Origin of the sequence: Shewanella inventionis (genome assembly GCF_014641855.1) — a bacterium.
In the GTDB taxonomy this organism is placed as follows: domain Bacteria; phylum Pseudomonadota; class Gammaproteobacteria; order Enterobacterales; family Shewanellaceae; genus Shewanella; species Shewanella inventionis.
Map to the genome: position 1 here is coordinate 73,412 of NZ_BMII01000018.1, position 20,816 is coordinate 94,227.

Consider the following 20,816-nt stretch of genomic DNA (forward strand, 5'->3'; position numbering starts at 1 on the left):
TCCTTAATGCTTATTGCGTTGCGAGTAAAGCATCTACGGCATCGGCGGCGCGTTCACTGGCATTACATTTAAGCAATTGATGCAGTTGCTCAAAACGGGCATTTAACGGTGCAAAATCTTTATTAAGCTGATCAATTATCGCATCTGCAATAAGTTGGGGTTGGCAATTAGCTTGCATCAACTCAGGCACAATTGTTTCGTTTGCCAATAAATTGGGAAGCGAGTAGTTCTTAATCATCATCATACGAATAGCAATCGCATAGGTGATTGGGCTCACACGATACGAAACCACCATAGGGCGTTTAACTAGCATCGCTTCTAAGGTAGCTGTGCCTGATGCCAATAAAATACAATCTGCTGCTGCCATGACTTCACGCGATTTACCATCAACAAGGTGAATGGCTAAATCTGGAGCAAATTGTTGTAATGCATCGGTAAACTGTTTTCGCCTTGCTTCATTGACAACCGGAGTAACCAGCTTAATGTCTGGGTATGCTTGCTTAACCAACACGGCTGCCTTGATAAAAGGCTCTGCCAGTTGCGCAAGTTCACCACCACGAGAACCAGGTAACACAGCTAGGTATTCTGCTGTTGGGTCGAGGCCTAAATCTAAACGAGCGGCTAATTTGTCGCTTTGCATTGGGATATCGTCGGCTAGCGTGTGGCCAACGAATGTGCAAGGGACCTGATGTTTATCGTAAAAGGCTTTTTCAAACGGCAGTAACGACAACACCATATTGGTGGCTTTGGCAATTTTAAAGATGCGTTTCGGCCGCCATGCCCATACCGAGGGGCTAACATAATGCACAGTTTTAATGCCTTTAGCTTTTAACTTAAGCTCTAGGCCAATATTAAAATCAGGCGCATCAATACCAATAAAACAATCGGGTGCTAATTCAGTAATTTGTTTGATCAAACTTGTACGAATATGAAGTAATCGAGGTAAGCGCGACAGCACTTCCACGAGGCCCATTACGGCTAACTCTTCCATTGAAAATAAGCTTTCAAATCCGAGCGCTTGCATACGTGGGCCACCAATACCAATAAAACGGGCATCGGGATAACGTTTTTTTAGCGAATTAACTAAACCCGCACCTAAAATATCGCCGGAGATTTCTCCGGCGACAATGGCAAATACTTTTTGAGTACCTTGTGTCATCGTATCTTCTATCGAATAATGCCGCGACCAGGATGATTAATAAACGCCAAAAAGGCTTTTACATTTTCATCTTTTTCTGCCATTTCGCTAACTTCAGCATTGGCTTCTTCAATGGTTAAGCTCTTGCGAAACACTGCTTTATACGCATTTAAAATCGCGCGTTGGCTCTCTTTGGTAAAACCACGACGTTTTAAGCCTTCAAGGTTTAAGCCACGCGGCACAGCAGGAGAGCCCGCAGCCATGACAAATGGAGGCACATCTTGCAAAATAAGCGAGGCACCGGCAGTAAAGGCGTGATTACCAATACGCACAAACTGGTGAACACCCGTCATACCGCCAAGAATCACCCAATCACCCACATGAACATGGCCAGCGATTGAGGCATTGTTTGCCATGATCACGTTATTACCCACAACACAATCATGCGCAATATGGACATAAGCCATAAACAAACAATTTGAACCAATGCGTGTTTCGCTGTTGTCTTGGGTAGTTCCGCGGTGAATGGTGACAGACTCACGGATAATATTGTTATCACCGATAATTAAGCGAGTTTGTTCGCCAGCATACTTTTTGTCTTGGCACTCTTCACCGACTGAAGCAAATTGAAAAATGCGATTACCTTTACCAATCACAGTTGGGCCTTTAATGACCACGTGTGAGCTGATCCAGTTATCATCGCCAATTTCAACGTTTTCGCCGATATAAGTCCAAGGGCCAATAGTCACGTTTTGACCAATTTTTGCAGTAGGGTGAACAAACGCTAATTTATCTATCACTTTTTAATCTCTCTACGTGCACACATGATTTCGGCAGAGCAAACTAGCTCACCATCGACCAATGCTTCACCAATAAATACACCAATACCACGGCGCTCTTTAATCATTTTAACGTGGAAATGTAATTGATCGCCTGGCTCAACAACGCGTTTAAAACGCGCTTTATCGATACCAGCAAAATAATACAATACGTCTGGAGACGGCTCTGTGCTCATGGTTTTAAAAGCCAGTAATCCTGTTGCTTGCGCCATAGCTTCTAAAATCAATACACCAGGCATAACAGGTTGCACAGGGAAATGGCCTTGAAAAAAAGGCTCATTGATGGTTACATTTTTAATCGCGTGTAATTGCTCACCTACGGTAAAATCTAAAACACGGTCGATCAACAAAAATGGATATCTATGAGGCAGATACTTAAGGATCTCTTTAATATCCATGGTGTTTAATTGGTTTGACACACTACATTCCTTAATCAAGGCTACACTGGGTTATTCGTCGCCCTTGGCACTTTTTTCGAGTAGTTTAACTCGGTTAAATAGTTCATCTAATTGGCGGAAACGTACAGTATTACGACGCCAAAGCTTGTTTTCCATCGCTATTGTAGCAGATGAATAGACGCCTTTTTCATGAATTGTGCTGGTAACATTAGTACCACCTGAAATATGAACACCATCTGCGATGCTAATATGCCCAGCAACAGCACAACCACCACCGATAATACAATATTTACCAATTGTCGCACTGCCCGCAATAATAGAACCGCCAGCCATTGCAGTGTTTTGGCCAATCACCACATTATGCGCAATTTGCACTTGGTTATCGATAATCACACCATTGTGTATTTCGGTATGGGATAATGCCCCACGGTCAATACTGGTACATGCACCGATTTCAACATTATTGCCAATCCGTACACCACCCGTTTGGGGTATTTTAATCCAATTACCGCGTTCATTGGCATAACCAAAGCCATCAGAACCAATAACGGTACCAGACTGAACAAGACAGTTTTGCCCCATATGAACGTCATGATAAATCGTTACGTTAGCCCAAAGTCGTGAGCCAGAACCAATAATGGAGTCTTGGCCAATCACACAACCGGGACCAACTTGAACGTTTTCACCTAAAATGACGCCCGCGTCAATCACTGCATTTGCACCAATTGCCACACCCTCACCAATAATAGCCGATGGGTCTATTTGCGCAGATGGATGAATACCTAGCGCCTGTTTTGGTGTGGTATCGAGTAACTGAGCCACGCGGGCAAACGCCACGTATGGATCACCTACAATTAGGGCGTTACCTTGATAAAACTCTGCATCTTTTTCACTTAGCAATACCGCGCTAGCTTGAGTCGCCTCAAGCTGTGCACGATATTTACTATTGGCTAAAAAAGAGAGTTGGCCTTGGGCCGCATCTTCAAGGGTAGCGACACTGGTGATTTCCAATGATGTATCACCTTTTATTGTTGCGCCCAGTAATTGGCCTAGCTCTTTTAAAGTCACTTTTTGCATATTACTTATTTGCCTTTGCTTAAGGCTTCAACCACTTTGCCGCTGATGTCAGCTTCTGGCTTAACAAAAATCACCGCACCACGTTGTAGTACTAGGTCATAATTTTCTTTGCCAGCAATAGTGTTAATGGCTTTTTGAACTTGAACTAATAGCTTATTTTGCTCTTCACCTTGACGACGACGCATGTCTTCATCAAGTGCTTTGCCTTTTAATTGGAATTCTGATTTTAACGAATCCATTTTACGTACTAGTTCAGTTTTTTGTGTATCGCTCATCAACGCGCCGTCACGTTGCTGCTTTTCAACCAAAGAACGCATTTCTTCCTGCATTTTTTGAACTTCAGCAACACGATCACCAAACTCAGCTTTTAATGATTTAGAAATTTGCTCGCGCTGCGGCAACTGCTCAAACACTTCACCCATGTCAACCACAGCAATTTTTTCTGCGTGTGCAAGCATAGGCGTAGCGATTAATGCCAATGTTACTAGTGCGCGATTTACCATCTTTTTCAAAGTAGACTCCTATTAAATTTGTTGTTATCAGCAAAACCTGCCGAGTGTATTTGTTTTAGAACGTTTTGCCAATATTGAACGAGAAAATCTCTGTTTCATCGTCTTCATATTCTTTTATCGGCCAGGCTAAACTGAACACCATAGGGCCCATTGGGGATAGCCACTGAACGCTCAAACCCCATGACGCACGGATGCGTTCAGGGTCGCTATAATCACTTAACTGCGAAAATTGATCGGCTGGAAGATAACGATAACCATCATAGTCAAATTCGGTATCCCATACGTTACCCGCATCTAAAAAGAAACTGGTACGTACTGAGTTTGTGTAAGCCTCATCTAAAAATGGCGTTGGTACAATCATTTCTAAGCTTGCTGTAGCAATCGCGTTACCACCAATAGAGTTACCTTCGCTAACATAAACCGTGTCTATGTCACCTGGTAAACTACAGCCATCACCTGATGGATCAGGTGAACAAGCGGTGCTACCACGATATAGATAGAATGAGCGAGGACCTACTGAGTTAGACTTAAAGCCACGCAAAGAGCTTGAGCCACCTGAATAGTAGTTTTCCCAAAACGGTAAAATTTGATCATTGTCGTTAAACTGACCATAACCGTTTGCATAACCTAACCGCGCACGGGCTAATAATACAAATCCGTGTTGGCGAGTTAGTGGGAAATAATAGTTCGTATCAAAATCTGTTTTAAAATACTGTAAATCAGATCCTGGAACCGTGATTTTACCACTCAAACGCTGAGATGAACCGTCTGTTGGGAACGTACCACGGTTAAGCGTGCTTCTGTACCACCCAGCTGTCAATTCAAAGTTATCAAAACTTAAATCGGCATCTACTTCATCGTTTTCACGGTAAATATTGTAAAAACGTACGGCCTGCTCATATGACGAAATTTCAGAAATCGTGTTATGACGATAACCAATACCACCGTTTAAGCGGTTAGATTCGTTAATTGGGAAACCTGAGTTTAACGCAACACCGTAAGATTTATTCTTGTAGCGTTCAAGGTTAGCCTCGTTGGCATCAAACTCGTTCCAGTAAACACTGCCGCCTAAACTAACACCGTCTTTAGTAAAATAGGGGTCGGTATAAGACACGGTAGCACTTTTAGAATACTTGTTTGTATTGATGCTGATCCCTGCTTGGTTACCTGTACCAAGGAAGTTATTTTGCTCAATACCAAACTGTAAGCTCACGCCAGACTCAGTACCATAGCCCACGCCGGCATTAAACGAGCCAGATGGCTGTTCTTTTACGGTTACGGCCACATCCACCAGATCGTCACTACCTGGTACTTGTATTGTCTCAGTTTCTACCGTTTCAAAATAACCTAAGCGGTTAAGACGCGTTTTAGACTGTTCAATTTGCGCTGAGTTTAACCAAGCGCCTTCCATTTGGCGTAATTCACGGCGCATCACTTCGTCTTTGGTGACAGTGTTGCCCGTAAAGTTAATTGAGCGTACATAAACACGTTTCCCTGGCTTAACATTGATGTTTAACACAACTTCTTTGTTTTCATCATCAATTTCAGGGTAGGTTTTCACTTCAGGATAAGCGTAACCAAAACGGCCAAGGTATTTACTGTACATTTCTTCAGTAAATGTCACATCTGCGCCGTTGTACATATTGCCAGCTTTAATCGGCAATATTGATCTCATTAACTCTTCACGGCCCATTAAATCACCGACGAGGTTAACTTCTTTAATCTTGTACTTTTCACCTTCTTTAACGTTGATTGTGATGTACAAACCTTTACGGTCTGGGGTCATCGCAACCTGAGTTGAAGTCACTTCAAAGCGAATATAGCCTTGGTTGTGATAATAGGTTTTAATGGTTTCAAGATCGGCTTGTAACTTTTGCTTTTGATAGCGACGTTCGCCAAATAAATCCCACCAAGCAACATAGTCTTTAAGCTCAAGCATGCTGATCAGCTCGGAGTCAGAAAACACTGTGTTACCGACAACGTTAATTTGGCGAATTTCTGCCGCTAGGCCTTCTGTAAACTTAAATTTAAGTTCTACTCGGTTACGCGGTAAATTGATAATTTGCGCTTCAACTTTAGCGCCATACTTACCCACGCCGTAATAGAAGTCTTGCAGGCCTTTTTCAATGCCTGACAACATAGTTCTATCTAACGACTCACCCGATTTAACACCAGAGCCATCAAGACTTTCTTGTAACTGTTCGTCTTTAATATCTTTATTACCTTCAAACGAGATAACACTGATCGTTGGACGCTCTTTAACAACAACGTACAGTATGCCATTTTCATGGCTTACGTTGATGCTTTCAAAGTTAGTTGAACCATATAAACTCTTAATGGCTTGCTGTAATTTAACTTCATCTATTGTGTCACCTATTTTCACAGGCAAACTTAATAGCGCTGCACCGAGAGCAACTCGTTGCAAACCTTCTACTTGAATGTCGGTCACTTCAAAAGGTTGGAAAGTTTCTGCCCAACCATTCCCTGAAAAAGACGCGCCGACGAATAACATCGAGGCAAAAATTTTATTAAATCTCATAGAGCACTTCTAATTATTAGTCTGTCCTTGCTCAGAGTCGGGCAAAATCGTTGAATAGGGCGACACCCATCAACATTAGCAGCAGAGCTGCGCCAAACCTGAAACCTATTTCCTGCACCGTTTCGGGTACAGGCTTACCAGTAATCACTTCTACAAAGTAATACAGCAAGTGTCCACCATCAAGCACGGGTAAAGGCATTAAATTAATAATGCCTAAATTAACGCTGATGAGCGCGATAAACCCAAGAAAGTACACTAAACCGTAACTTGCACTGGCGCCAGCACCTTGTGCAATTGATATAGGACCACTTAAGTTTTTCACCGACACATCGCCGGTAAATAATTTTCCAATCATCTTAAAACTGACAACAACCAGCTGCCAGGTTTTATCTGTTGCAGCGATGAAAGAATCTACTATGCCATACTCAAGCTCAAAGCGCATACTGTCAGGCCAAGGCGCTTGTGTAGGGCTTATGCCAACAATTCCAATGGTTTGTCCATCTGCGTTTTGTTGGGCTTTGGGTGTTACATCCACATTAATCATCTGGTTATCTCTGATTAATGTCATGGTTAACGTTTTATTTGCTGACGCTTGTACCACATCAACAAAGGCTTTCCAATCATTGAAAGGTTCGCCGTTAATTGCTGTCAATGTATCACCAACGACAATACCAGCCTGTTCTGCCGCACTATCTGGCGAGACTAAGGCGATGGTTGGATCAATACCAGGACGATAAATACCTAACCCCAATGACGTAATAGGTGAGGTTTTTTCTGGGTCGAATTTCCAATCGCTGGTGTCTAGAGTTACCGTTTTAGTTGGCATGTCCATACCAGATAATGTCGGTAATGGTGCTAGGGTTAAACTAAGACTGCTGTCACCAATGTGCCCCACTAACGCCAGATTAACTTCTTCCCATGTCCGAACTTTTTGACCCGAAACCGCTAAAATTTGTTGTGGCTCAACCACATTGATAATACCTGCTGGGCTATTTGATTGGGTACTATCAATGACGGGTTTCAATGATGGCGTACCTATCATGTACATGACATACAGCGCCAAAATGGCAAAAATAAAATTAGCTATTGGACCTGCTGAAACAATGGCGATACGCTGCCAAACGGTTTTGCGATTAAAAGCCTGGTCAACTAATTCGGCTGGCACGTCTTCAACACGCTCATCAAGCATTTTAACGTAACCACCTAATGGGATCATTGCCACCACATACTCGGTGCCGTCTTGGCCCATTTTGCGCCAAATGGCTTTACCAAAACCGATAGAGAAACGCTCAACCTTTACGCCACAGCGGCGGGCAACCCAAAAATGGCCGTATTCATGAGCTGTAATTAAAATGCCCAATGCTACGATAAATGAACCTAGGCTCCACAAAAAATCTATCATCATTCCCCTGAATTAATTAAGCGCGTTGATAAACGACTTTGCCGTATTTCGCGCCTGGTTATCAAGCTGTAAAATATCGTCAATACTGGCTAAACGTGTTTGTTGTACCGACGCCAAACAATGATGGTTAACACCAGCAATATCGGTAAAACGGATCTGACCTTTTAAAAAAGCATCGACAGCGATTTCATTGGCTGCATTTAAAACTGTCGTGGCCTCCTGACCTTGTTCACAAGCTTGCATTGCTAAACGCAAACACGGAAAACGATTAAAATCAGGTTCACAAAAGCTTAATTGTCCGACTTTGAAAAAGTCTAAAGGTTCAACACCAGCGTCAATTCTTTGCGGATAGCTCATACAATGAGCAATTGGCGTGCGCATATCCGGGTTTCCCATCTGTGCGATAACAGAGCCATCACGATATTGCACCATAGAATGAATGACACTCTGAGGGTGAATAACCACTTTAAGCTGATCTTTTTGGGTATTAAACAACCAACGAGCTTCTATGAACTCTAAGCCTTTATTCATCATGGTGGCAGAATCAACAGAGATTTTGGGCCCCATTGACCAATTAGGATGTTTACAAGCCTGGGCAGGTGTCATGCCACTTAAGGTGGTTAAATCGGTTTGTAAAAACGGACCGCCTGAACCGGTCAATAAGATATGTGAAATGCCATGTTGACCAAGGTCGCAGTAGCCAAGTTGCCCCTGAACTTGCACGGGTAAACATTGAAAAATCGCATTATGCTCGCTGTCTACCGGTAATACAGTCGCACCAGAAGCCTTTGCCGTAGCCATAAACAACTCACCAGACATAACCAGAGCTTCTTTATTTGCCAGCAACACGCGCTTACCTGCTTTAACGGCATCAAACGTGGGCACTAACCCAGCAGCACCAACAATGGCCGCCATCACAGTATCGGTTCGGCTATCTGTAACAAGCGCATTAAGCGCCTGTGCACCCGACGTAACCTCAGTAACACAATCAACGGGAAGTAGAGCTTTAAGCTGCATAGCCGCGTGCTCATCAACCATATGTGCATATTGCGGTTGATGCTCAATACACAAGGCGAGCATTTTATCAACGCTGGCATGAGCCACTAACCCAAAAACGGTAAATTGGCTAGGGTTGTTTGCTATTACGCTAAGGGTACTTGCCCCTATAGAGCCAGTTGCCCCTAATATCACCATATTTTGCATAGGAATCACATCCCCATGGCAATATAAATAAAGGTAAACACAGGAAATGCAGCGGTTAAGCTATCAATACGATCTAAAATGCCGCCGTGGCCTGGCAAAATGGTACCCGAATCTTTTATGTTTGCAGCGCGTTTAAACATACTTTCAGATAAATCACCAAATGCAGAGGCAAGTGCAGTCACTAACGTCACAACGACAAGTAAACCTAATTCTTGTTCTGGTGCAATATACATCACTCCAGCGACTACCACCATTGTCGTTAACAACCCACCAGCTAAGCCTTCTAAGGTTTTAGCAGGGCTAACGCTAGGCATTAATTTATGTTTACCAAGTGTACGGCCAGCAAAGTAAGCGCCTGTATCTGTTGCCCACACCACCAACATAACCAAAAACACTAACGCACCACCGTAATAGGGTTCAACATTATAACTGAGTGACTTAAGTGCAATAAGCGAGGCAAAGCAAGGGACTAATGTCAATTGCCCAAACATGGACTTTAACATTGGACTGGTTTTCCAGTATTTAGCGCTACTAGGGAAGCTCATCACCAATACACTACTCACCAACCACCAAAACACACCAATACTGATTATAGCAAGGTACATGGGGTGCAACTGACCTTTAAACCATAACACATCTACAGGTACTGCTAAGTTAAGCGCAACTAACAAAACACCTAAGGTTGCAGTAAAAGACCACTGAGTCACATTACATTCTGGATCAATAAAACTGCCCCACTCTTTTGCAGCAACTAAAAAAACCGGCACGAGTATCCATGCAAAAAAGTGAGCTGGTAGTAAAAAAATCGCCCCGAGTACAATTGGGATTAACCACAATGCTGTTATTATTCGTTGTTTTAGCAAAAACTAATCCTCTTAATATTCTTATATTGCGCGTATTTGTTCTATTTGACTTCCAGTCAAACCAAAACGGCGCTGCCTACCGGCAAAAATAGCAAGGGCATCGCGAAATGCTTGCTCATCAAAGTCAGGCCACAGGGTGTCAGTAAACACCAACTCGGCATAAGCGGCCTGCCATAAAACAAAATTACTAATGCGGTAATCCCCACCAGTACGGATCATTAAATCAACTTCGCTCTGATTATGCATGCATAAATGTGCATTTAGTGCATCTTCTGTCATCTGACTGCTGTTGATTTCGCCAGTTGCGACCTTTTCGGCTAATTTTTGTGCCGCTTGTAAAATATCCCAACGCCCACCGTAGTTAGCCGCAACATTCAATATCAATCCGGTATTGGCTGCGGTTTTCTCTTGAGCTGTTGCAATCTGCTGCTGTAAACGGGCAGAAAATCGACTGGTATCGCCGATAATATTCAGTTTTACTTGGTTTTTGTCGAGCAATTTAAGCTCACGCTGTAACACAGTAAAAAACAGTTCCATCAATAAACTGACTTCTTTATCTGGTCTGCGCCAATTCTCACTCGAAAACGCGAACAAGGTTAACGATTCAATCCCTAACTGGCTTGCAGTGCTAACAGCACGACGCACCGCTTTAACCCCGGCTTTATGGCCAAACACACGAGCTTTGCCCTGTAATTGCGCCCAGCGACCATTACCATCCATGATAATTGCAACATGCTTAGGTAGAGATTGTTTAACCACATCAGATAATTGTCCCGGCAACAATTGTGAAGCGACTTGCTCCGACTCGTTATTAGGGTCTGATTCAAACTCAACTGTAGACGACATCTACGGCAATCCTTTATAAAAACAAACGCCGTGTAGTATACCCTTACACGGCGTGTTAACTCTAGCGTCTATATTGACAGATTATACTTCCATCAACTCTTTTTCTTTAGCCGCTAAAAGGGTATCGATATTTTTGATGTACGAATCGGTGTGTTTTTGCACTTCTTCTTCACTGCGGCGAACATCATCTTCAGTACATTCTTTTGCTTTTTCAAGCTTTTTAACTTCACTGATTGCATCACGACGAACGTTACGGATAGCAACACGGCCGTTTTCTGCTTCGTTTTTAACCACTTTAATGAAGTCTTTACGACGTTCTTCCGTTAACGCAGGTAGCGGGATACGTAACGTTGCACCGGCAGACATAGGGTTTAAACCTAAATCTGAGCTCATAATGGCTTTTTCAACAGCTTGAACCATAGTGCGGTCAAACACAGTAACGGTTAATGTACGAGAGTCTTCAACACCGACGTTGGCAACTTGCTTAAGTGGTGCCATAGAACCGTAATAAGACACCTGAATAGAATCTAATAAACTTGGGTGTGCACGACCAGTACGAACCTTAGCCATTTGATTTTTAGTTGCATCAACGCACTTACCCATGCGCTCTTGCGCATCTAACATAATTGTATCAATCACAATAATTTCCTTTTTGTCTCAAATTCATGTGTGCTTGAGCTTTAGTCTAAGAATGACACAAGCTATGAAACAGCTCAAACAGTTAATTTATTTGGTATCACTATTTTTTATTTCTGTGATTAGGCAGGCTGTTTACTACTAATAACAGTGCCTTCATCTTCACCCATAATCACACGGCGAAGTGCGCCGGGTTTGTTCATATTGAACACTAAAATAGGCATATTATGATCACGCGCCATAGTAAATGCTGCTAAATCCATTACTTTTAATTCTGATTCAAGGACTTCAGCATAGGTCAACGTATCATATTTAACGGCTTCAGGGTCTTTCATTGGATCTGCAGAATACACACCGTCTACTTTTGTTCCTTTGAGAACCACTTCAGCTTCAATTTCGATACCGCGCAAACAGGCCGCAGAATCAGTTGTACAAAATGGGTTACCTGTGCCAGCTGCAAAAATCACGACACGGCCAGACTTTAATAAGCTAATCGCTTCAGCCCAATTATAGTCATCACACACACCTTTAAGCGGTATGGCAGACATAAGGCGAGCATTAACATATGCACGGTGCAAGGCATCACGCATAGCCAAGCCATTCATTACGGTTGCCAGCATCCCCATGTGATCGCCCACCACACGGTTCATGCCTGCTTGTGCAAGGCCTTCACCACGAAACAGATTACCACCACCAATCACCACTCCAACTTGAATGCCGAGTTCAACAAGCTCTTTTACTTCTTGAGCCATACGATCAAGTACTTTGGGGTCGATGCCGAAGCCTTCGTCACCCATTAATGCTTCACCGCTTAATTTAAGCAGAATACGTCTAAATGCTGGTTTTGGGTTGGTGCTCATAATTTTCGTCCTAATTATAACAAGACCGCAGCGATTGCTGCGGTCTTAGGGTACTGAAAGAAAAGCGATTACGCTTTTTTAGTTGCAGCGATTTGTGCAGCGACTTCTGCAGCAAAATCTTCAGATTTCTTCTCGATACCTTCGCCAACTTCTAAACGAATAAAGTTAGACACAGAAGCTTTTTTCTCTTTAAGCACTTCGCCAACAGTTTTCTTTGGTTCCATGATGTAAGCTTGACCAGTAAGAGAGATCTCACCAGTAAACTTCTTCATACGACCAACAACCATCTTCTCAGCGATTTCTTGTGGCTTACCTTCGTTCATGGCGATTTCTACCTGTAGAGCTTGCTCTCTTTCAACAAGTTCAGCTGGTACATCTTCAGGATTTACGAATTCAGGCTTAGAAGCAGCAACGTGCATTGCGATGTGCTTTAACGTTTCTTCGTCAGCTTCACCTGCAACAACAACACCAATACGCTCACCGTGACGGTAAGAAGCAAGGTTAGCACCGTCGATATACTCAACGCGGCGGATATTGATGTTTTCACCAATTTTTGCCACTAATGCAACGCGAGTTTCTTCAAACTGTGCTTTTAAGTCTTCGATAGTTACTTTAGAAGCAGCAGCTACGTCTAGCACTGCGTTAGCGAAACCTAGGAAGTTTGAATCTTTAGCAACGAAGTCAGTTTGACAGTTCACTTCTAAAAGTGCAGCAAAACCTTCACCATTTTTGATAAGGATAGTACCGTCAGCAGCGATGTTACCCGCTTTTTTAGCCGCTTTTGCAGCGCCGCTCTTACGCATGTTATCGATTGCTAATTCGATGTCACCGTTAGTTTCAGTCAGTGCATTCTTACAGTCCATCATGCCAGCGCCAGTGCGGTCACGAAGTTCTTTAACTTGGGCAGCAGTAATTGCCATTGTTAAATCCTCTAATTTAATTCGTCTAATTTTGCATTTATAAAACAGGGGCCCAAAGGCCCCTGTTCACCAATTATCTTATTGGCAAATAAGGGAGATGCTAAGCACCACTCCTTATTAAACAGCTTCTACGAAACCGTCTTGCTCAGCTTGAACAGCTAAATCTTGACCACGGCCAGAGTTGGCAGCAGCAGCTACAGAAGTAGTGTACAAACGAATAGCACGCATCGCGTCGTCGTTACCAGGAACGATATAGTTAACACCGTCTGGCGCAGAGTTAGTATCAACAACTGCAACAACTGGGATACCTAGGTTGTTTGCTTCTTTAATAGCGATATGCTCATGGTCAGCACCGATAACGAATAATACGTCTGGTAAACCGCCCATGTTTTTAATTCCGCCTAAAGACTTTTCTAACTTGTCTAATTCGCGTGAACGCATTAGCGCTTCTTTCTTAGTAAGCTTGTCGAAAGTACCGTCTACAGACTGGCTTTCTAGCTCTTTAAGACGCTTGATTGACTGACGAACAGTTTTCCAGTTTGTTAACATACCGCCTAACCAGCGGTGATCAACATAATACTGGTCACAAGAAATTGCAGCTTCTTTGATAGCTTCGCCAGCAGCGCGCTTAGTACCTACGAATAATACTTTACCTTTCTTAGAAGCAACGTTGCTAATGAAAGCTAAAGCTTCGTTGAACATTGGTACAGTGTGCTCAAGGTTGATGATGTGTACACCATTACGAGCGCCGAAGATGAAAGGCTTCATCTTTGGGTTCCAGTAACGAGTTTGGTGACCAAAGTGAACACCAGCTTGTAGCATGTCGCGCATTGAAACAGTAGTCATTGTATATACCTTAATGTAAGGGGTTAGACCTCCACGTATCCCATGTTTTCGACTCTCTAATCACAGTATGATTTAGAAAGCACCCCGAAAAATGTGTCGACACGTGTGTGATTTAGTATTTAAGTTAATTGCCATGTATAATGACCGCCATATTTTACGGTTTGCCGAACTCTTTGTGATGATTTGTTTAAAATGCCTACAAATAAGCATCAAATAACATCAAACAACATTGAATTAACCCGAACCGTACAACAACAATCTTATACATAACGGCGCGCTTTATACCATAATCGGCAACTAAATACAAATTTTTGCCACAACAGACTTGGTTGAAACCCGCCAACTTTGACCGTTAAATGATAGAGAGTTTTCATGAGTATTGTGATTAAAAGTGCAGACGAAATAGTAAAAATGCGTGCAGCGGGCAAGTTAGCAGCGCAGGTATTAGAAATGGTAGCGCCGTTTGTTAAAGCGGGTGTCACCACAAACGAATTAAACGACATTTGCGCTAAATACACACAAGAGCAAGGTGCCATTTCAGCTCCACTTAACTACCACGGATTTCCAAAGTCAATTTGCACCTCAGTCAATGAAGTGGTGTGTCACGGTATTCCTTCTGATTACGTTTTAAAAGAAGGTGACATGATCAACATTGACATTACGGTTATCAAAGACGGATACCATGGTGATACGTCTAAAATGTTTTTAATAGGTGACGTGTCAGCAAAAGACAAACGCTTAAGCCGAATTGCCCAAGAAAGCTTATATTTGGCGATTAGAAAAGTGCGTCCTGGTTTAAAATTAGGCGAAATAGGCACAACCATAGAAAAATTCATTAAAGCGAGCAAAACAGGGCTTGATAAGTACTCCATCGTGCAAGATTATTGTGGTCACGGTATTGGGGCGGGTTTTCATGAAGAGCCACAAGTTGTTCATTATAAAAACAATGATAAAACCGTGCTTAAACCAGGCATGTGCTTTACCATCGAGCCAATGATCAATGCTGGCCGTCACACAACCGTGCTAGATAAAAACGATAATTGGACAGTCACCACATCTGATGGTAAAAATTCTGCACAGTGGGAACATACACTACTGGTTACCGAAACGGGTGTAGAAGTATTAACTTTACGCGATGAAGAAGACTTCCCTCGAATCATTAATCACTAATAAACAAAAAGGTTTTCAATGAATACAGCGCTGGCCGCCAAAAATGCATTAATCGATTTAAACCAGCGCTTAGTTGAGCAATACACAGCAAAGCATCCTATTGCTGATATTGTTAAACATCGCAGTCAGTTTGTTGATTCCTTATTGACCCAAGCATGGCAAGATTTTGCATTACTCTCCGATGCACTTGCCTTGGTTGCGGTAGGCGGTTATGGCCGCGGTGAACTGCATCCCCATTCAGACATTGATTTATTATTTTTAATCAGCGACGAACCGCTCTCGGCAGAACTAGAAAGCCAACTAAGTCAGTTTATTACCTATCTGTGGGATACCGGCCTTGAAATTGGCCACAGCGTTCGCACTGTGGCGCAAACCATTGAACAAGGTAAATTAGACATTACCATAGCCACTAATTTAATTGAGGCAAGGCTATTAACCGGTAATGAGCACTTATTTGACTTACTATACGACAACATCCGCCAGCACGACTTTTGGCCATCGTATGATTTTTATAATGCAAAAAAAGATGAACAAAGCAATCGTCACAGTAAAGCCAGTGCTTTCGACTTAGAACCTAATATAAAAACCTGCCCTGGCGGATTGCGTGATATTCAAACCATAGCCTGGGTTGCGATGCGCCACTTTGATGCAGCGACGCTAGAAGAATTGGTTGAGCACGACTTTCTGGCGCCAGCAGAGCTTGAAGAACTTCTTGAGTGTCAAAACTTTTTGTGGGAAATCCGCTTTGCGCTGCACATCACGGCCAATCGCAATGAAAACAGATTGCTGTTTGATTTACAGCGCCAAATTGCCAGCTTACTTGGTTATGAAGACGCAACACAGCTCGCTGTTGAGCAAATGATGAAACGCTACTATCGCACGGTGCGCCGCGTGATGGAACTTAATCAAATGCTTCTGCAATTATTTAAACGCGCCACGCTAGGGCACACTCAAGCATTAGAAATTCAGCCTATCAACAACCAATTTCAGCGCCGTGGTCGCTATATTGAAGTCCTTGACGATGAATTATTTACTCGCGCAAATGAAGAGATTTTACGCTTATTTTTAATGATCGCGAAAAACTCAAATATCCAAGATATTTACGCCCCAACCTTACGCTTACTGCGTAATGCGCGCCGTGGTTTAACCGCCCCCTTGCAAGACAACCCGGCTTGCCGCAAAGTGCTGATGGAAATATTAAAACATCCACGAGGCATTGAAGCGTTATCGTTTATGCATAAGCACGGTATTTTATCGTCGTATTTACCCGCCTGGCGTAAAATTGAAGGCCAAATGCAGTTTGACCTATTCCATGCTTATACCGTCGATGAGCACACTCACAGATTACTGCTTAATATTGAGCGTTTTTCACAAGCTGAACAAAAAGATGAATTCCCTCTCGGGGCAATATTAATCAACCAGTTACCTAAAAAAGGCTTATTAGTGCTTGGGGCAATATTTCATGATATTGCAAAAGGTCGAGGAGGTGATCACAGTAAGCTTGGGTCAAAAGACGCCATCGATTTTTGTAAATTACATGGAATGAATGACCATGATGGCCGTTTAGTGGCCTGGTTAGTTGAAAATCATCTTGTGATGTCTGTTACTGCACAAAGACGTGATATTTCAGATCCTGAAGTGGTTGCAGAATTTGCCGACAAAGTCCATGACACCATTCATTTAAGCTATCTGTATTGCCTTACTGTTGCCGACATCTGTGCCACTAATGAAAAAACCTGGAATAACTGGAAAGCGTCACTACTGCGCGATTTATATTTTTCGACACAGCGTGTATTGGCCCGTGGTAAAGAAAAACCCGTCGACGTTAAAGCCCGGGTAAACGAAATTCAAGCTAAGGCCAAAAAAGAGTTGATCCGTCGTGGCTTAAAAGAAAAAGACATGGACGCATTGTGGTCGCGTTTTAAAAATGATTATTTTTTGCGCCATCAGCCAAATCAAGTCGCCTGGCATGCCGAAGCCATTTTAAAACACAATAACGACGAGCCAATCGTGTTGATGTCTAAACACACCACTCGCGGCGGCACAGAATTATTTATTTACAGCAAAGATAAACCCAAACTGTTTGCTACGGTAATGACCGTATTAGACAATAAAAACATCAACGTCCATGATGCAAACATTATGACGTCAAAAGATAACTTCGCTCTCGATACCTTTGTGATCCTAGAGCAAGATGGCGAACCTATCATTCAGTTATCACGTATTCAAAGTATCCGAAAAGCGCTTGAAAAAGCCCTTGCCAGTGAAAATCCTAAATTGCCAAAATTTAGAAAGCTCGCACGGATCATGAAACCTTTTAATGTTGCCACTCATGTGAGTTTCTTACCCAGTGCCCGCCATGGTACAAGTATGATGGAATTAATCACCCTAGATACGCCAGGCTTATTGGCCAAAGTCGGTGACACATTTTACCGCTGCAATGTGACCTTGTTAGCCGCTAAAATTACCACTATTGGCGAGCGTGCTGAGGATTTCTTTATATTGCAGACTCAAAGCGGCGCTGCGTTAGACGAACAACAGCAACAACAATTATCAGATGCCCTTATTTTGGCACTTAAATCCGCTAACTAATTTTTTAACCTCAATGTTTATGCTAATTTTGAGCTAATCATTACCTACTGGGAGAACACAATGGAGGCTTTACGCCAACGCATTGAAGCAGCATTCGAAGCACGCCAAGACATTTCACCATCGACTGTCGACGCAAGTGTACGTGCAGATGTTGAAACTGTCATCAACATGTTAGACAAAGGCGAAGCACGCGTTGCTGAGAAAATTAATGGTGAATGGCATGTTCATCAATGGCTTAAAAAAGCCGTGCTATTGTCTTTCCGCATTTTTGATAATGGCGTGATTGACGGTGGAGACACCAAATACTTTGATAAAGTACCACAAAAGTTTGCAGACTATGATGAAGCACGCTTTAAAGCAGAAGGTATTCGTGTTGTACCACCAGCCACAGTTCGCAAAGGCTCGTTTATCGGAAAAAACACCGTACTAATGCCATCTTATGTAAACTTAGGTGCTTATGTAGATGAGGGCACTATGGTTGATACATGGGCAACTGTTGGCTCATGTGCACAGATTGGTAAAAATGTTCACTTGTCTGGTGGTGTGGGAATTGGCGGCGTATTAGAGCCATTACAAGCCGGCCCAACCATTATTGAAGACAACTGCTTCATTGGCGCGCGCAGCGAAATCGTTGAAGGCGTCGTGGTTGAAGAAGGCAGCGTGATATCAATGGGCGTTTACATTGGCCAAAGCACACGTATTTTTGACCGTGAAACTGGCGAAGTTCATTATGGCCGAGTACCAGCGGGCTCTGTTGTTGTATCAGGCAACTTACCATCTGCTTGCGGTAAATACAGCTTGTATGCTGCCATTATTGTTAAAAAGGTAGATGCTAAAACTCGCGGTAAAGTGGGTATTAATGAGTTACTGCGTATCGTAGATTAATCGCATTAAGACACAAAAAAGGCGCTTTGAGCGCCTTTTATATTGGGTTATTTTTTAAGGATCGCATTGGCTAAAATCTGCCACGTTAACATACCAATGATCTGCTCTTTATCATTTTGAACGAGTAAGTAATTTGCGTTCGTTTTTTCCAGAGTTATTTTGGCATCATTTAAAATAGTGTGGCCATTAATTAAATCCATTTTGTGCGCCATAATTTGATGAGCACGCTTATTCAGTAAACTCCGGTCTGCGGCACGCTCAGCAGCGGTATCGATAAATGGACTGTGCCAAAACGCCAATATTTGATGGTCTATTACACCAATCGGTTTGCGCTCTTTTTCAGAAAGCACCACAGCCACTGCCATTTTCGCCTTTTTCATCATCGCTTCAGCGTGCTCAAGAGTGTGGTACTCTTCTAAAAAGACCACAGGCGCCAAAGATAAACCTGACACATACTCTTCTTCTTTAAAATCTTCTACAGCTAAAATTTCTAAACACGCATCGACCACATCTGCATCATATTTTTTACCACGGCCTTTCATTAGCTCTTGAGTTAATGCATCCATACCCAATGACGGACGGTAAGGTCTATGGCTTAAAATCGAGTCAGCAATATCGGCCACCGCAATGATTTTTGCTTCTAAAATAATGTCCTTACCTTTTAAGCCTTTTGGGTATCCTGAGCCATCTAAACGCTCGTGATGTTGCAAAATCATTTGCTTAATTGGCCATGGAAAATCCACTTCATCGACAATCAATGCCCCTTGCTCAGGGTGCTGCTTCACTAATTCGAATTCGGCATCGGTTAAGCGTGAAGGTTTAGATAAAATTTGGCTCGGTAGTGCAAGTTTACCAATGTCGTGGATCAGCGCACCTAATTTTAACCCCTCAAGGCATTCAGGAGACAACCCCATTTTTTCGCCCATCAGATAACTTAATTGTGCTACTGACTTTTGATGCCCTGCAGTATAGGCATCTTTGAGTTCAAGCGCTTCAGAAATAGCGCCAATCAATTGCACTAAAATAAGCGTCATTTTTTCTTTTTGAGCTTTAATAATGCTTGATTGGTGTGACACAGCTTTCATCGTTCTGGGAAGTTCAACGCTGTGCCATAAAATCGTCGCAAAAATGGTTAATGATTTAGCATCAACCTGGGTATACGGAGTATCACGATTGCCGACCCCGATAATTCCCACCAATTTTTTACGGTAATGAATTGGAATACACAAATGATTTTTAAACGCAAAAAAACCGTCTTTTTGACTTTTGCTGGCAACAAGCTCTGTTAAATCGTTATGAATAACAGGTTTGCGAGTTTTGACCGTTTCGGCCCATATACCTGAATCCGCTTTATACGTTTGCTGCTTGGAAATAGTAAAATAATCCCCAGCCTCATCATTCCAAGCCGTTTTAACAATTTGTTTCGATTTTTCGTTGTAAATATGAACATAACCAACTTTTGACTTGGTTAATGCTAATCCTTGCTTAATTGCGGTAACAAAGACTTGATCACCACTTGCATTTATGACTTCTTCTATTTGTTCAAGCCAATCATCACTTGATTGTATCGCCTGATGATAATCGGGATGCAGCTCATTTAACCAAGCTTTATCTAACTCAATTTCAATTATCGAAATACACCAGTGTTCACTGCTTTCATCTACTGGGGTGACTCTTGCTTGTAGCGCATGACCTTTATCGTCGACAAAGTTAATCACGTGGCTTTTTTTACGATCTTCAAAATCGATTCCGTCTAGCGGAATCGTCGGAAAGGCATTAACGATGGGTTGTTTTAATATTGCTGAAATCGGCTTTTTGACTAACTTATAGAGAGGCTCACTTAGTTTAACTAATTCAAGCCGATCGTTTAAAATGCCCCAACACAATGCTGCACTTTTAGGCATTTCGGAAGGTTTTAAAAAGAAATCCGCTTTTTGCAACATCTAGCACCTATTAATCAATATTAAATGAACCGTTTAGGCAAATTATTATCAGGCCAACAGCTAAAAAAGTATTACATCTAATTAACAATAGCACAGGATAAGCATCATCCATAATAGGGCATAACTCAAGCCGAAAGACTTACTAAA

The 20,816-nt window shown here is 42.5% G+C and carries 18 protein-coding genes; 3 read left to right on the forward strand and 15 right to left on the reverse strand.

What is annotated here, in order from left to right:
• Positions 1–10: 10 nt before the first annotated feature.
• The 14 genes from lpxB to rpsB form a co-directional block, all read right to left on the reverse strand.
• Positions 11–1,159 (reverse strand): lipid-A-disaccharide synthase, encoded by a 1,149-nt coding sequence (lpxB, locus tag IEW93_RS11920; RefSeq protein ID WP_188739552.1) that lies wholly within the window; start codon positions 1,157–1,159, stop codon positions 11–13.
• A gap of 8 nt (positions 1,160–1,167) precedes the next feature.
• On the reverse strand, positions 1,168–1,938 hold the full coding sequence (lpxA, locus tag IEW93_RS11925; RefSeq protein WP_188739553.1) for an acyl-ACP--UDP-N-acetylglucosamine O-acyltransferase: 771 nt from the start codon (positions 1,936–1,938) through the stop codon (positions 1,168–1,170).
• Complete coding sequence (gene fabZ, locus IEW93_RS11930) at positions 1,935–2,396, reverse strand: 3-hydroxyacyl-ACP dehydratase FabZ (protein ID WP_188739554.1); 462 nt, start codon at positions 2,394–2,396, stop codon at positions 1,935–1,937. Before fabZ ends, lpxA begins: the two co-directional genes overlap by 4 nt.
• A gap of 30 nt (positions 2,397–2,426) precedes the next feature.
• Positions 2,427–3,452, reverse strand: coding sequence for a UDP-3-O-(3-hydroxymyristoyl)glucosamine N-acyltransferase (gene lpxD / locus IEW93_RS11935; RefSeq protein WP_188739555.1), 1,026 nt, complete (start codon positions 3,450–3,452; stop codon positions 2,427–2,429).
• Positions 3,453–3,457: 5 nt separating this feature from the next.
• Complete coding sequence (locus IEW93_RS11940; RefSeq protein ID WP_160053907.1) at positions 3,458–3,955, reverse strand: OmpH/Skp family outer membrane protein; 498 nt, start codon at positions 3,953–3,955, stop codon at positions 3,458–3,460.
• Between the two features lie 64 nt (positions 3,956–4,019).
• Positions 4,020–6,503, reverse strand: coding sequence for an outer membrane protein assembly factor BamA (gene bamA / locus IEW93_RS11945; RefSeq protein ID WP_188739556.1), 2,484 nt, complete (start codon positions 6,501–6,503; stop codon positions 4,020–4,022).
• A gap of 31 nt (positions 6,504–6,534) precedes the next feature.
• On the reverse strand, positions 6,535–7,905 hold the full coding sequence (rseP, locus tag IEW93_RS11950; RefSeq protein WP_188739594.1) for a sigma E protease regulator RseP: 1,371 nt from the start codon (positions 7,903–7,905) through the stop codon (positions 6,535–6,537).
• A gap of 12 nt (positions 7,906–7,917) precedes the next feature.
• On the reverse strand, positions 7,918–9,108 hold the full coding sequence (ispC, locus tag IEW93_RS11955; protein ID WP_188739557.1) for a 1-deoxy-D-xylulose-5-phosphate reductoisomerase: 1,191 nt from the start codon (positions 9,106–9,108) through the stop codon (positions 7,918–7,920).
• 5 nt (positions 9,109–9,113) lie between these two features.
• A complete protein-coding gene (locus tag IEW93_RS11960; protein WP_188739558.1) occupies positions 9,114–9,971 on the reverse strand; it encodes a phosphatidate cytidylyltransferase in 858 nt (285 codons plus the stop codon).
• A 21-nt stretch (positions 9,972–9,992) separates the two neighbouring features.
• On the reverse strand, positions 9,993–10,817 hold the full coding sequence (gene uppS, locus IEW93_RS11965; RefSeq protein ID WP_188739559.1) for a polyprenyl diphosphate synthase: 825 nt from the start codon (positions 10,815–10,817) through the stop codon (positions 9,993–9,995).
• Positions 10,818–10,898: 81 nt separating this feature from the next.
• Positions 10,899–11,441 carry a ribosome recycling factor gene (gene frr / locus IEW93_RS11970; protein WP_283104423.1) on the reverse strand — a complete coding sequence of 181 codons (543 nt, stop codon included), beginning with the start codon at positions 11,439–11,441 and terminating at the stop codon, positions 10,899–10,901.
• A gap of 134 nt (positions 11,442–11,575) precedes the next feature.
• Positions 11,576–12,313 carry a UMP kinase gene (gene pyrH / locus IEW93_RS11975; RefSeq protein WP_188739561.1) on the reverse strand — a complete coding sequence of 246 codons (738 nt, stop codon included), beginning with the start codon at positions 12,311–12,313 and terminating at the stop codon, positions 11,576–11,578.
• A 68-nt stretch (positions 12,314–12,381) separates the two neighbouring features.
• Positions 12,382–13,233, reverse strand: coding sequence for a translation elongation factor Ts (tsf, locus tag IEW93_RS11980; RefSeq protein WP_188739562.1), 852 nt, complete (start codon positions 13,231–13,233; stop codon positions 12,382–12,384).
• 117 nt (positions 13,234–13,350) lie between these two features.
• Positions 13,351–14,079 (reverse strand): 30S ribosomal protein S2, encoded by a 729-nt coding sequence (rpsB, locus tag IEW93_RS11985; RefSeq protein ID WP_188739563.1) that lies wholly within the window; start codon positions 14,077–14,079, stop codon positions 13,351–13,353.
• A 372-nt stretch (positions 14,080–14,451) separates the two neighbouring features.
• Here rpsB and map point away from each other — a divergent pair, with 372 nt between their 5' ends.
• From map to dapD, 3 genes are read left to right on the forward strand one after another with little or no spacing between them, the layout of a single operon-like run.
• Positions 14,452–15,249, forward strand: coding sequence for a type I methionyl aminopeptidase (gene map / locus IEW93_RS11990; protein WP_188739564.1), 798 nt, complete (start codon positions 14,452–14,454; stop codon positions 15,247–15,249).
• Between the two features lie 18 nt (positions 15,250–15,267).
• Positions 15,268–17,841 carry a bifunctional uridylyltransferase/uridylyl-removing protein GlnD gene (gene glnD / locus IEW93_RS11995; RefSeq protein WP_188739565.1) on the forward strand — a complete coding sequence of 858 codons (2,574 nt, stop codon included), beginning with the start codon at positions 15,268–15,270 and terminating at the stop codon, positions 17,839–17,841.
• 60 nt (positions 17,842–17,901) lie between these two features.
• On the forward strand, positions 17,902–18,726 hold the full coding sequence (dapD, locus tag IEW93_RS12000; protein WP_188739566.1) for a 2,3,4,5-tetrahydropyridine-2,6-dicarboxylate N-succinyltransferase: 825 nt from the start codon (positions 17,902–17,904) through the stop codon (positions 18,724–18,726).
• 47 nt (positions 18,727–18,773) lie between these two features.
• On the opposite strand, the gene IEW93_RS12005 is transcribed toward dapD, so the two are convergent.
• On the reverse strand, positions 18,774–20,669 hold the full coding sequence (locus tag IEW93_RS12005; protein WP_188739567.1) for an HD domain-containing phosphohydrolase: 1,896 nt from the start codon (positions 20,667–20,669) through the stop codon (positions 18,774–18,776).
• Between the last annotated feature and the right edge of the window lie 147 nt (positions 20,670–20,816).

Coding starts and splice junctions, on each gene's coding strand:
- IEW93_RS12005 (WP_188739567.1), bottom strand. CDS start 20,669: ATGTTGCAAAAAGCGGATTTCTTTTTAAAACCTTCCGAAATGCCTAAA.
- dapD (WP_188739566.1), top strand. CDS start 17,902: ATGGAGGCTTTACGCCAACGCATTGAAGCAGCATTCGAAGCACGCCAA.
- bamA (WP_188739556.1), bottom strand. CDS start 6,503: ATGAGATTTAATAAAATTTTTGCCTCGATGTTATTCGTCGGCGCGTCT.
- lpxB (WP_188739552.1), bottom strand. CDS start 1,159: ATGACACAAGGTACTCAAAAAGTATTTGCCATTGTCGCCGGAGAAATC.
- glnD (WP_188739565.1), top strand. CDS start 15,268: ATGAATACAGCGCTGGCCGCCAAAAATGCATTAATCGATTTAAACCAG.
- ispC (WP_188739557.1), bottom strand. CDS start 9,108: ATGCAAAATATGGTGATATTAGGGGCAACTGGCTCTATAGGGGCAAGT.
- map (WP_188739564.1), top strand. CDS start 14,452: ATGAGTATTGTGATTAAAAGTGCAGACGAAATAGTAAAAATGCGTGCA.
- pyrH (WP_188739561.1), bottom strand. CDS start 12,313: ATGAGCACCAACCCAAAACCAGCATTTAGACGTATTCTGCTTAAATTA.
- rseP (WP_188739594.1), bottom strand. CDS start 7,905: ATGATAGATTTTTTGTGGAGCCTAGGTTCATTTATCGTAGCATTGGGC.
- tsf (WP_188739562.1), bottom strand. CDS start 13,233: ATGGCAATTACTGCTGCCCAAGTTAAAGAACTTCGTGACCGCACTGGC.
- lpxD (WP_188739555.1), bottom strand. CDS start 3,452: ATGCAAAAAGTGACTTTAAAAGAGCTAGGCCAATTACTGGGCGCAACA.
- frr (WP_283104423.1), bottom strand. CDS start 11,441: ATGTTAGATGCGCAAGAGCGCATGGGTAAGTGCGTTGATGCAACTAAA.
- uppS (WP_188739559.1), bottom strand. CDS start 10,817: ATGTCGTCTACAGTTGAGTTTGAATCAGACCCTAATAACGAGTCGGAG.
- rpsB (WP_188739563.1), bottom strand. CDS start 14,079: ATGACTACTGTTTCAATGCGCGACATGCTACAAGCTGGTGTTCACTTT.
- IEW93_RS11940 (WP_160053907.1), bottom strand. CDS start 3,955: ATGGTAAATCGCGCACTAGTAACATTGGCATTAATCGCTACGCCTATG.